Genomic DNA, 12005 nt, shown 5'->3' with positions numbered 1-12005 from the left:
CCGTGTCACTCGATCCCACACAGGACGCCGGCCCCCAGGAGGGGCTCGACCTCTCCGCGGTCCGCAGCAGGAATCTGCCTGCCGACGAGCAGGCGGGCGCCGGCGATCCGAACGCCGTGCCGCTGCCCTCGCTCGTCCTCGACGTCGACGAAGCCGTCTTCAACGATGTCGTGGCACTGTCCGATCGCGTGCCCGTCGTCATCGACCTCGGATCCCCGGCCGCCCCGGAGAGCACCCAGCTCACCGCGGTCCTCGAACGCCTCATCTCCTCCTACGGCGGTCGCCTCGTGCTCGCGAAGGTCGACATCGACGCCAACCCGCGCCTACACCAGGCATTCGGAGTCCAGGCGGCACCGACGGTCGTCGCCGTCATCAAGGGCCAGCCGGTTCCCCTGTTCCAGGGACCGCTGCCCGAGCCGCAGATCGCCGCGTACCTCGAGGAGATCCTCAAACTCGCCGCTGAGAACGGGGTGAACGGCCGCGCCGTCGTCGGCGGTGCCGAGCCGGAGCCTGCGGGTCCGAAGCACCCGGAGGCCGAAGCCGCCCTGGCCGAGGGTGACTTCGACACCGCCGAGTCCCTGTTCAAGGCCGCGCTCGCGGAGTCCCCGGCCGATGACGAGGCGAAGTTCGGCCTCGCCCGCGCAGGGCTGGGCCGCCGCCTCATCGACGCCGACCCGGCCGAGCTCATCGCCGCCGCCGACGCCGACCCGAAGGACGTCGATGCCGCGATGGCCGCCGCCGACGCCCAGGTCGTCACCGGCGATCCCGCCGGTGCGTTCTCCCGGCTCATCTCCCTCATCCGCACGTCGACGGGAGACCAGAAGGAAGCCCTGCGCCTGCGGGTCCTCGACCTCTTCGAGATCGTCGGACCCGACGATCCGGCCGTGGCCAAAGCACGCACATCACTGATGAGGGCATTGTTCTGATCCAGATAGTCCGTCTCACCACAGCCATCCTGTTCGCGATCGCCGCGGCGATCCTCGCAGTGCTGGTCGGCTCCGCGCTGTCCGTCGTCGGCACCGACGAGGTCACGGAGACCGAGGCCTTCGAGGTCTCCGACGGGTCGTACGCCGTCGTCCTCGACCAGGCGGTCGTGCCGTACTCGGGCACCGACGTCACCATCGAGGCCCGCAACTCGCAGGGCAAGGAACTGTTCCTCGGCACCGCCAACGGCGTCGACACCGACAGCTTCCTCGACGGGGTCTCGCAGGTCCAGATCAGCGACGTCGACTTCCCGGACCAGGCGACCCACCGGTCGCTGCCCGGCGATCCCGCCCCGGCAGCCGACATCGCCGGACGCGACTGGTGGACGAGCCGGGAGACCGGCCAGTCGGTGGCGAAGACCTTCGACCTCGACGCCGATCCGCAGATGCTCGTCATCGCCCCGGCGGCCGAGGGGGAGAACCTCGACGGCACGACCGTGCAGCTGAAGATGCGCGTCGAGGGCGTGCTCGCCCTCAGCCTCATCGGACTCGCCGTCGCGATCATCTTCGCCGGCTTCTCCGCGTACTTCTTCCTCCGCTGGTGGAACGCGCGCATCCGGCCGCGGAAGAAGGAGGGCCCCGGCACGCCCAGCGACGAGGCGGGCGACGGGACCCGGGGCAGGACGAAGACGACGATGACGGACAGGGCGAAGGCCGCGGTCAAGGGCCGCTCGAAGCCGGAATCGAAAGCGGACGCCGAACCGGAGACGCAACCGGCGACCGACGCCGCACCCCCGACCGAGGGAGAACCGCCTCGGCGACGCTCCCGGCGTGGTGCACGCACCCGCGCCGCCACGGCCCTGACCCTGACCACGGGACTGGCCCTGAGCGGATGCGCGGCGCTCCCCGTCGCCCAGCCGCACACCCCGAACGTCACCCCCTACGAGCGCACCGCGGTCCGCCCGGGCGAGGCCGGGGACTTCATGACCGCCTACACGGAGTCCCTCGACAAGATCCTCGCCGACAAGGGGGAGGGCCTCGAGTCGATCCAGGGTGCCCCGCTCATCGACCGCACCCGCGCGCAGATCCAGATCGCGGAGAAGACGAAGCAGAAGCTGCGGGCGCCGAACTTCACCGAGGTCGTCGCCGGGGGACCGAGCTTCGAGCAGTACCCGATGTGGTTCTATGCCCTCGGCACCACCGATGGGGACGAGAAGCTCACCCAGGTCCAGCTCGCCACCCGCGAATCCGCGTCGACACAGCCGATCGTCCGCTCCGCCGTCTTCATCCCCGCCGATCAGGCGCCGACCCTCCTCGCCGACGCGAACGGCGCTGTCGAGGTCGCCCCGAAGGCGTTCTCGGAGTCGATGACCACCTCCGCCGATGAGGTCGCGTCCTACCTCGCCGACGGCAAGGCGGACAAGGTCAAGGGGCTCGACCAGGGCGGCTTCAAGTCCTTCCGGGACTACCTCGGCGGGCTGCGCGACAAGGACTCCGGCTTCGACGAGGTGAATGCCGAGTGCAAGCCCTACACCGAGTTCGACTTCGCTTCGATGACGCTGACGACGGAACAGGGGGCGCTCGGCATGGGCGAGGTCCGCTGCACGCTGACGATCAAGGTTCCCGAGGACTACTCGCTCGACCTCGGTGACACGATCGAAGCGGTGAAGACGAACGACAAGGACGGCAACACCGTCAAGGTCGACACCGCACAGCCCTACGTCATCATGCAGAACGGTGAGGAGCTCACCGCCGTCGCCTCCGACTGGGACATCCTCTCCTCGCGGATCGAGTGAGGCAGCATCGAGTGAGGTCGCGGGGCCCCGCAGCCGTAGGGCGGCGTGACCTCGCGGCCCTCGCGCTCAGCGGACGGCGGGGGCCTCTGCGCCGCGCACGCGTCTGCCCACCCGGATGAGCCACCACAGGCCGATCACGGGGAGGACGAGGGGGATGAAGCCGTAGCCGATGCCGAAGCTCGACCACACCGAGGGCTTGGCGAAGTCCTCGGGGTGGGTGAAGCTGAGGATGCCGACGACGATGACGCCGGCGAACTCGATGAGGCATGCGGCGATCGCGATGCGGTGGGTGACACGGCTGCCGATGACGAAGCAGACGGTCGCGACGATGTAGACCAGCGCTGCGAAGACCGAGAGCGAATACGCGACCGGGGCGACGTCGAACTCGCGGATGACCTGGTAACCGGCCCGCGCGGTCGCCGAGAGCGCGAAGATCCCGTACACCGCGGTGAGCGCGCGCCCTGGACCCGAGTGCATCGCCGAGTACGGGGAACGCGGGGAGGGGCGGCGGATGGTGCCTCTGTTCACAGCCAAATCTGGTCCATTCTCTCGATCATGACGATCACCGTCAGTCCTGCCGCGGCGAGCACGCCGGGACCCCACCGGGAGAGTTCGGCGAACGCCCAGAACCCGGCGAGGGCCATGACGAGGATCGCCGTGATGACGTAGCCGAAGTAGAGGAGCGGATCGACGTCGTGCGTGCCGCCGAAGGTGACGATGGAGACGACGAGTTCGACGATGAGGAGGAGCAGGAGGAGGGCCGCAACCCCGAGCAGGAGCTTCCCAGCCGGGCGGTTGCGGATCGTCTCGACGATCGACCACACGGTGAGCACGGCCGCGACGGCGTAGAGCACGAGGGTGAGAACGGTGAACACCCGATCAAGTCTAGTCACCGCACCGGGCAGGCACCCACCCTCTCAGCCCGCGCTCACGGGTGAGATCGGGCACGGATCCTGGCCCGGGGAGCGGGCGTGGACCTAAAATGGTGCGCGTGCCGATCTACCTTGACCACGCAGCGACTTCGCCGATGCCCCAGGCTGTGCTCGACGTCTACGCGACCGAGTTGAGCCGCCGGGCCAACCCCTCGGCGCTGCACGCCGTCGGCCAAGCAGCGCGGATGCGGCTCGAGACCGCCCGCGACGACATCGCCCGGGCACTCGGGGCCACGAGCTCCTCCGAGGTCGTCTTCACCTCCGGCGGCACGGAGGCCGACAACCTCGCCGTCAAGGGCCTCTACCTCTCCCGCAACGACGGCTCGTTCGCCTCGCCCACGCGCCCGCGCGTGCTCACCTCGGCGATCGAGCACCATGCGATCCTCGACTCGGTCGAGTGGCTGGAGTCCCTCGGCGCCGAGGTCGTCGTCCTTCCCGTCGACGCCGAGGGCCGACTCGACCTCGCCGCCGCCGAGGCGGAGCTGCGCCGCGACCCCGAGCGCACGGCACTGGTCACGGTCATGGCCGCGAACAACGAGATCGGCACGATCCAGCCGATCGCCGAGATCGGAGCAATCGCCCGCGAACTCGGCATCCCCTTCCACATCGACGCCGTCCAGGCGCTCGGGCAGATCCCGCTCGACTTCGCAGGCCTCGGGGCGAGCGCGATGACGATCACCGCGCACAAGATCGGCGGCCCCGTCGGCATCGGTGCGCTCCTCCTTGACCGCACTGCCGCTCCGACCCCCGTCCTCCACGGCGGCGGACAGGAGCGGGGCGTGCGTTCGGGCACGCTCGACGTCGCCGGCGCGATCGCCTTCGCCGCCGCGGTCGACCTCGCCACGGCCGACCTCGGGGCCCGGGCGGCGGGATTCGCGCGGCTGCGCGACCGCCTCATCTCAGGCGTCGAGGAGACGATCGACGGCGCCCGCCTCTCCGGTCCCCGCGGGGATGGGCGGCTGCCCGCCAACGCCCACTTCACGTTCGCCGGCTGCGAAGGCGACTCGCTGCTCTTCGGCCTCGACGCCCGTGGGATCGCGACGTCGACCGGTTCGGCCTGCTCGGCCGGCGTCTCCCGTCCCTCCCACGTGCTCATGGCGTGCGGAATGGACGAAGATGTCGCCCGGTCGGCGCAGCGCTTCAGCCTCGGCCACGCATCGACGGAGGACGACGTCGACGCCGTGCTCGCCGTCCTCCCCGAGGTCGTCGAGCAGGCTCGCCGGGCCGGAATGGTCTCGGCCACCCCACGATGGAAGCAGGAGAGCGCATGAGGGTGCTCGTCGCCATGTCCGGCGGAGTCGACTCCGCCGTCGCCGCCGCCCGAGCCGTCGATGCCGGCCACGAGGTCGTCGGCGTCCACCTCGCGCTGTCCCGGATGCCCGGCACCCTGCGCACCGGGTCGAGGGGCTGCTGCACAATCGAGGACTCCCGCGACGCCCACCGGGTGGCGGGCATGCTCGGCATCCCCTTCTACGTGTGGGACTTCTCCGAGCGGTTCAAGGAGGACATCGTCGATGACTTCATCGCCGAGTACGCCGCCGGCCGCACCCCGAACCCGTGCATGCGCTGCAACGAGCGGATCAAGTTCGCCGCCCTCCTCGACCGGGCCCTCGCGCTCGGCTTCGACCGGATCGCGACCGGCCACTACGCCGAGGTGGTCCGCGACGCCGAGGGCCGTCCCGAACTCCACCGGGGCGAGGATCTGCTCAAAGACCAGTCGTATGTCCTCGGCGTCCTCACCGGCGACCAGCTCGAGCACTGCTACTTCCCGATCGGGGCGAGTGCGTCGAAGGCCGATGTCCGCGCCGAGGCGGCCGAGCGCGGCTTCCCCGTGGCGAACAAACCCGACTCCTATGACATCTGCTTCATCCCCGACGGGGACACGAAGGCCTGGCTGTCCGACAAGATCCCCATGCGCCCGGGCCTGATCAAGGACGCCGGCGGCGAGGTGCTCGGTGAACACGACGGGGCGATGACGTTTACGATCGGCCAGCGCAAGGGACTCGGCATCGGCAAGCCCGCCGCCGACGGTCGGCCGCGCTTCGTCACCGGTCTCGACCCGGCGACGAACACCGTGACCGTCGGCTCCCGTGAGGACCTCGCCGTGGGCCACCTCACCGGGATCCGCACCTCGTGGTGCGGACCGGCACCCGCCGACATCGGGTCGACGCCGGAGTCGGCGATCGACTGCGAGGTCCAGATCCGCGCCCATGCCGATCCCGTGCCCGCCCGGGCGTGGCTGGGCGAGGTCATCGCCGAGGTGCCCGCCCACGAAGCCGACGTGCCCGCTGCCCGGCCCGCCGGTCAGCTCCTCCACGTCGATGTCGGCGAGGAGCTCTCGGGAGTCGCACCGGGCCAGACGATGGTGATCTACCGGGGAACCCGAGTGCTCGGCCAGGCGACGATCGACGTCACGGCTCCCGACCGCCTCGGCGTGTGAATGAGGGGTCACGTGTCCGGGCCGGGCGGTAGCCTGGGAGCATGAAGGAATCGCCTCAGGACGTCGTCACCGCGCCGTACGGCACGTGGTCGTCGCCGCTGAGCGCAGCCGAGGTCGCCGCCGGGGCCGCACCGATCTTCGAGGCGAAGTTCCGCGGCGATCACGTCTACTACTCGACGAAGATCCCCGAGGAGAACTCCCGCACCGGTCTCGTGCGCACCTCACTGTCCCATCCCGGGCCCGGCGAACGGATCCTCCCGGATCCCTTCAACATCCGCTCCGCCGTCCACGAGTACGGGGGAGGGGCGTGGGCCCTTGACCCCGACAGCGAGGTCATCTGCTTCGTCAATGCTGCTGACCAGCGGGTCTGGCAGATCGTTCCCGGCCGTGCCCCGCACCCGCTCACCCGGGACACCTCGGGCCTGGTCCGCTACGGGGACCTCCACATGACACCGTGGGGACTGCTGTGCGTGCGCGAGGACTGCCGGTCGACGGCCCGCGAGCGCGCGATCGTCCTCATCACCCGGCACGGGACGACGCGTGTGCTCTCCCGGCAGGCCCATTTCATGGCCTGGCCGAGGCTCTCACCCGACGGTCGGCTGCTCAGCTTCATCGGCTGGGAGCACCCGAACATGCCGTGGGACGCCACGAGTCTGTGGGTCATCGATCTCCACGGGGCGAACCCGGGACACGTGTGCGCCGTCCTCCACGGCACCGATGCCTCCCTCCTCCAGCCGGAGTTCACCTCGGCGACGACCCTGCGGCTGAGCTCCGACCACGCTGGGCACTGGTCCCTGTATTCCCTCGACCTCGCCGAGGCGCTCGCCCCCGCCGACGGCCACCGGCAGGAAAGGGAATTCGCCGCATCCGACCTCGTCCCCGTCCTCGACACGGGAGCCGAGATCGGCGGACCACTGTGGCAGCTCGGCGCGCAATGGCACCTCGGCGACGGCGACGAGATCTGGGCGCACTCGCAGTCGGATCGGGCCGCGCTCGTGCGGGTGCGGACGCCGGCTGCCGATGCGGCGGGGGAGGGGGAAGCGCCGGCCGATGCCGGGGCGCCGCTGACGGCGATCGCCGCGGCCGGGAGCATCGAACTCCACGACATCGGCCGCACTCACGTCCTCCTCACCCTCAAATCGCCCGAGTCATCGGGCGCCCTGATCGCCGTCGACCGGGTGAGCGGAGCGCTGCGCGAGATCGCCGTCGAACGCCTCGACGCCCATGACGAGTACTACTCGCGCCCGCACACGCGCAGGCTCGGCGGAGTGCCCGTCGTCATCCATCCGCCCCACAATCCGCGCTTCGTCGCCCTCGACCGCGAGCGCCCACCCTACGTCGTCGTCGCCCACGGCGGACCGACCGGTCAGGCGACGGCGGACATGTCGGCGCGGATGAGCTACTTCGCCTCCCGGGGCATCGGGGTCATGGAGGTCAACTACGGCGGGTCGACCGGGTTCGGCCGGGCGTGGCGGGAGCGCCTGCGCGGACGGTGGGGGATCGTCGACGTCGACGACATCGTCATCGCGGTGCGCGCACTCGTCGCCGAGGGCCTCGCCGACCCGAAGCGGATCGCGATCTCCGGCGGCTCGGCAGGCGGGTGGACGGCGCTCTCGGCGCTCGCCTCCTCCGACGTCTTCGCGTGCGGGACCTCGTACTTCGGGGTCACCGACCTCATGCGCTTCCTCGTCGACACCCACGATTTCGAGAAGCACTACGTCGACGGCCTCGTCGGTCCGTGGCCGGATGCGGCGGAGGAGCTCGTCGCCCGCTCTCCCATCCACCGGACCACCGAGATCTCCGTGCCCGTGGCCGTCATGCAGGGCGATCGGGACCCGATCGTCCCACCCAACCAGGCGCAGCAGTTCGTCGACATGCTCCGGCTCTCCGGAGTGGAGTACATTTACCGTCTGTACAAGGGCGAATCCCACGGCTTCGTCCGCACCGAGACCATCATCGATTCCCTGGAAAGCGAGTTCGGATTCTATGTCGACGTCTTCGGAATCCCCCGCACCCGCCGGCACCGCTGACGACCGTGCGCTGCCGCCGTCGGCGACGACGACGGGGATCTGGGTGCCCGGACACGCGGTGCAGCGGCCGGGGGAAGAGACCCGGCGGGCCGCCTCGGCGGGGTTCGACCTCCTCGCCGCGGGACTGCCTCCCGTCCCCCTCATCGCCCACCGTGCGGGGGACCGATGGGGCGCCGACGCCGTCGGGCGCGCGGTCGGGCTGCTCCGTGACCTCCACGTCGACCGCACCTCGTACGGGTGGCGCCTGACCTCGGCCGCGGGCCGCGATGAGCGCCTCGAGGCCTCCGACCTCGGCGAGTCCCTCGACGCCGTCGCCGAGTACGGACAGGGCTTCGAGGGCTCCGTCCAGATCTCCCTGCCGGGACCGTGGACGCTCGTCACCGCGCTCAGTCTGCCCTCGGGCGCACGCGTCCTCGGCGACTCCGGCGCCCGTCGCGATGTCGTCCAGGCCTACGCCTTCGGCATCTCCGACCTCGCCGAACGTCTCCGTCGTCTCGGACCAGACGTCGTCATCCGCTTCGTCGAGACCCGGCTCGACCCCGTGCTCACCGGCTCGTGGCCGACGGTCTCGGGCTTCGCGAGCCTGCCTGCGATCAGCGAGACCCAGGTCTACGCGGCCCTGCGCTCGACGCTCGCCCACCTGCCCCCGGTCCTCCTCAGCCTCCCCGATCTCGCCCCGCTGCATCTGCGGGGGAAGGCCATCCCCGCCGCCGAGGTGGTCGCCGGCATCGGCGCGACCGCCGTGTCCGTGCCCCTGGGTACGCTCGGGGCAGAGGGATGGGAGCAGCTGGCCGTCCTCGCCGAGGCGGGGGTGGGCACCTGGCTGCGCCTGCCCGCGACGGCCGGGGCCAGGCCCGAGGAGGTGCGGGCCTGGTACGAACGGATCAGCCAGCCGTGGATGCGGGTCGGCATGAGTGCGCGAAGCCTCTCAGGCTTCGGTGTCCTCGCCGGGGATGAGCTGCCCTTGGGGCACCCGCCCCTGCTCGACCCCGCCGTCGTGCCTGCGGCGGCCGACGAGGGCGCGATGCGCATCGCCGCCGGGCTGCGCCGAGCCCTCGAGGACGCGGAGTGAGCGAGACTGGGTCAGGAACCCCGGAGCACCGGTCTCCGGAGACAGGAGAGGAACGGATGGACTCAACGGACCTGCAGGACGCCGCGGCGAGGGCCAAAGCGCACGCGGAGCTCGCCGAGCAGATCGAAGAGCACCGCGCCGCCTACTACAAGGACGACTCACCGCTCGTCTCCGACGCCGAATACGATGAGCTCTCCCGGCGGCTCGAGGCGCTCGAGGAGAAGTACCCCGAGCTCGTCACCGACTCCTCACCGACGCAGACCGTCGGCGGCAGCGTCGACACCTCGACGTTCGCTCCCGTCGAGCACATCGGGCGGATGTACAGTCTCGACAACGTCTTCGACTTCGAGGAGCTGCGCGCCTGGTACGACCGGGTCCGCGACGCCGTGTCCGTGAAGTCGAAGTTCCTCTGCGAGCTCAAGATCGACGGGCTCGCCGTCAACCTCCTCTACCGCAACGGCGAACTCGTGCGCGCCGCGACCCGCGGCGACGGCCGCATCGGCGAGGACATCACCGCCAACGTCCGCACGATCGCCGACATCCCCCAGCGCCTCGACACGGAGTTCCCACCCGCCGAGGTCGAGATCCGCGGCGAGGTCTTCTTCCCCGTCGAGAAGTTCGCCGAACTCAACGCCCAGCTCGTCGCCGAGGGCAAGCCCCCGTTCGCCAATCCGCGCAACTCCGCCGCCGGCTCCCTGCGGCAGAAAGACCCTGCGGTCACCGCGACGAGGCCCCTGCACATGCTCGTCCACGGCATCGCCGCGTGGACCCCGGCCGACGACTCCCACCCCGAACCCGCCCGCCAGTCCGAGGTCTACGAGCAGTTCCGGCAGTGGGGTCTGCCGATCAGCGAGTACTACAAGGTCCTCGGGACGCTGAAGGAGATCGAGGAGTTCATCTCCTACTACGGCGAGCACCGCCACGACGTCACCCACGAGATCGACGGCATCGTCGTCAAGATCGACGACTTCGCCGTCCAGGAGGCGCTCGGCTACACCTCGCGCGCGCCCCGGTGGGCGACGGCGTTCAAGTACCCGCCCGAAGAGGTGACGACGAAGCTCCTCGACATCCAGGTCCAGGTCGGACGCACCGGCCGGGTGACGCCGTTCGCCGTGATGGAGCCCGTCACCGTCGCCGGCTCCACCGTCGAACGCGCGACCCTGCACAACGGCTACGAGGTCAAGCGCAAGGGCGTGCTCATCGGTGACACCGTCACCCTGCGCAAGGCCGGCGACGTCATCCCCGAGGTGCTCGGCCCCGTCGTCGCCGCCCGCGACGGCTCCGAACGCGAATTCGTCATGCCCACCCACTGCCCCTCGTGCGGCACGCTGCTCGGGGAGCAGAAGGAGGGCGACAAGGACCTCCGCTGCCCCAACGCCCGCTCGTGCCCGGCGCAGCTGGCCAACCGCGTGTTCTACCTCGCCTCCCGGGCGGCCTTCGACATCGAAGCCCTCGGGGAGGAGGCGGCGCTCGCGCTCACCGCCCCCGCCGAACCGGAGACCCCGCCGCTGACCTCGGAGGCGTTCCTCTTCGATCTCACCCCCGAAGACCTTGCGGAGGTGAAGATCTGGCGGAACAAGCGGGTCAAAGGCGTCGAGACGGGCGAGCGCGAGCTCGTCCCCTACTTCTTCACCCGGGGGACTGCGAAGAAACCGAGCGCTCCCACCCAGAACACGCAGAAGCTCTTCGACGAACTCGACAAGGCCAAGGACCAGGACCTGTGGCGGGTCCTCGTCGCACTCTCCATCCGCCACGTCGGACCCACAGCCGCCCGGACGCTCGCCGCCCACTTCCACTCGCTCGACGCGATCGAGAAGGCGAGTCTCGAGGAGCTCTCCGCAGTCGACGGCATCGGGGAGACGATCGCGACTTCGATCCGCGACTGGTTCGCCGTCGACTGGCACCGGGAGATCGTCGACCGGTGGCGGGCTGCCGGGGTGCGCATGGAGGACGCCCCGGGGGAGGAGGCCCCGCAGACCCTCGCCGGTCTGACGATCGTCGCCACCGGGTCCCTCTCAACCTTCACCCGCGACGGCATCAAAGAGGCGATCGTCGCCGCCGGCGGGAAGGCCGCGAGCTCGGTGTCGAAGAAGACCGACTACGTCGTCGCCGGCGAGAACGCCGGATCGAAGCTCGAGAAGGCCGAGTCCCTCGGGGTGCCCGTCCTCGACGAGGACGGGTTCCGCACCCTGCTCACGACCGGGAACCTCGAGTGACGGGATTCTGACCGACAGCGAGGCTCGATCCCGACTGGCGGCGGAGGCTGCGACGGAGGAACGTCACAGGCGGGGCCAAGTCGTCGGACAGCTTCGTCTGGAAGAGTGACGGTCATGAAGGCCATTCCCCGTGTGATCGCCGGTACCGCGGTCGTCCTCGCCGCCGTCCTCACCGCCGCACCGATCGGAGCCGGTCTCGCCGACCTCGTGCTCAGCCCCGATCATCACGGGAAGCAGCTCACCGCCGGGGCCGCACAGAAGACCGCCGCCGAGGCGGGCGAACCGTGGTCCGGCGGCACCCCGGAGGGGACGAGCCCGCCCGTCGGTGTCGACGGCTCCGACGTCGTCCCGCTCAGTCCGCGCAGCCTCGATTCGACGGCACCGGTCCGCAGCGACGTCACGTTCCGCACGGCAGCGGGCTCCGGAGCGGAATCGCCCGAAGCGCGGATCACCGACCTCGCCGCGGACCTCCAGACCGGGGTCGATGCCGGCGAGATCACCCAGGCCGACGCCGACCGCGTGCTCGGGGACATGTCCTCCTACATCCGCGGTGAGAGGACCTGGCCCGAGCGCACGACCGTGTGATACGAAGGGGA

Annotated in this window: 10 protein-coding genes; 8 read left to right on the top strand and 2 right to left on the bottom strand. The window is 70.4% G+C overall.

All coding sequences use genetic code 11. From position 1 onward, the window contains the following. Positions 1 to 2 precede the first annotated feature (2 nt). Complete coding sequence (locus tag EZE58_RS05605; protein ID WP_144588193.1) at positions 3 to 926, top strand: tetratricopeptide repeat protein; 924 nt, start codon at positions 3 to 5, stop codon at positions 924 to 926. A gap of 59 nt (positions 927 to 985) precedes the next feature. Next, positions 986 to 2719, top strand: a complete 1734-nt coding sequence (locus EZE58_RS05600) for a hypothetical protein (protein ID WP_144588195.1) — start codon at positions 986 to 988, stop codon at positions 2717 to 2719. Positions 2720 to 2785: 66 nt separating this feature from the next. Here the strand turns inward: EZE58_RS05600 and EZE58_RS05595 are convergent, their stop codons facing one another. Together EZE58_RS05595 and EZE58_RS05590 are read right to left on the bottom strand one after the other, a co-directional pair. After that, positions 2786 to 3247 carry a hypothetical protein gene (locus EZE58_RS05595; protein ID WP_009379376.1) on the bottom strand — a complete coding sequence of 154 codons (462 nt, stop codon included), beginning with the start codon at positions 3245 to 3247 and terminating at the stop codon, positions 2786 to 2788. Beyond that, the gene (locus EZE58_RS05590) at positions 3244 to 3594 is read right to left on the bottom strand and encodes a hypothetical protein (protein ID WP_009379374.1); all 351 of its coding nucleotides are present in this window, start codon (positions 3592 to 3594) and stop codon (positions 3244 to 3246) included. Before EZE58_RS05590 ends, EZE58_RS05595 begins: the two co-directional genes overlap by 4 nt. Positions 3595 to 3710: 116 nt before the next feature. Here EZE58_RS05590 and EZE58_RS05585 point away from each other — a divergent pair, with 116 nt between their 5' ends. The 6 genes from EZE58_RS05585 to EZE58_RS05560 all read left to right on the top strand — a co-directional run bounded on the left by EZE58_RS05585 (position 3711) and on the right by EZE58_RS05560 (position 11994). Further along, positions 3711 to 4922 carry a cysteine desulfurase family protein gene (locus tag EZE58_RS05585; RefSeq protein ID WP_232252475.1) on the top strand — a complete coding sequence of 404 codons (1212 nt, stop codon included), beginning with the start codon at positions 3711 to 3713 and terminating at the stop codon, positions 4920 to 4922. Further along, positions 4919 to 6091: a tRNA 2-thiouridine(34) synthase MnmA gene (gene mnmA / locus EZE58_RS05580; protein WP_009379371.1), complete on the top strand. Its 1173-nt coding sequence runs from the start codon at positions 4919 to 4921 to the stop codon at positions 6089 to 6091. Before EZE58_RS05585 ends, mnmA begins: the two co-directional genes overlap by 4 nt. 41 nt (positions 6092 to 6132) lie before the next feature. Beyond that, complete coding sequence (locus EZE58_RS05575; protein WP_101624793.1) at positions 6133 to 8121, top strand: prolyl oligopeptidase family serine peptidase; 1989 nt, start codon at positions 6133 to 6135, stop codon at positions 8119 to 8121. After that, positions 8078 to 9193, top strand: coding sequence for a hypothetical protein (locus EZE58_RS05570; RefSeq protein WP_167560015.1), 1116 nt, complete (start codon positions 8078 to 8080; stop codon positions 9191 to 9193). The genes EZE58_RS05575 and EZE58_RS05570 overlap by 44 nt, the downstream gene beginning before the upstream one ends. Before the next feature lie 56 nt (positions 9194 to 9249). Further along, entirely contained in the window at positions 9250 to 11409 is a 2160-nt protein-coding gene (ligA, locus tag EZE58_RS05565) for an NAD-dependent DNA ligase LigA (RefSeq protein WP_009379368.1), read from the top strand. Positions 11410 to 11523: 114 nt separating this feature from the next. Next, positions 11524 to 11994 (top strand): hypothetical protein, encoded by a 471-nt coding sequence (locus EZE58_RS05560; protein WP_009379366.1) that lies wholly within the window; start codon positions 11524 to 11526, stop codon positions 11992 to 11994. Positions 11995 to 12005 lie beyond the last annotated feature (11 nt).

Source organism: Brevibacterium sp. LS14 (assembly GCF_012027885.1).
In the GTDB taxonomy this organism is placed as follows: domain Bacteria; phylum Actinomycetota; class Actinomycetes; order Actinomycetales; family Brevibacteriaceae; genus Brevibacterium; species Brevibacterium casei.
The sequence above is the reverse complement of the archived record's forward strand: the minus strand, read 5'-3'. Positions and strand labels throughout refer to the sequence as shown.

What these genes read in the sequence shown, in the direction of transcription:
- EZE58_RS05570 (WP_167560015.1), top strand. Translation starts at nt 8,078, where the DNA reads ATGTCGACGTCTTCGGAATCCCCCGCACCCGCCGGCACCGCTGACGAC.
- mnmA (WP_009379371.1), top strand. Translation starts at nt 4,919, where the DNA reads ATGAGGGTGCTCGTCGCCATGTCCGGCGGAGTCGACTCCGCCGTCGCC.
- EZE58_RS05560 (WP_009379366.1), top strand. Translation starts at nt 11,524, where the DNA reads ATGAAGGCCATTCCCCGTGTGATCGCCGGTACCGCGGTCGTCCTCGCC.
- ligA (WP_009379368.1), top strand. Translation starts at nt 9,250, where the DNA reads ATGGACTCAACGGACCTGCAGGACGCCGCGGCGAGGGCCAAAGCGCAC.
- EZE58_RS05575 (WP_101624793.1), top strand. Translation starts at nt 6,133, where the DNA reads ATGAAGGAATCGCCTCAGGACGTCGTCACCGCGCCGTACGGCACGTGG.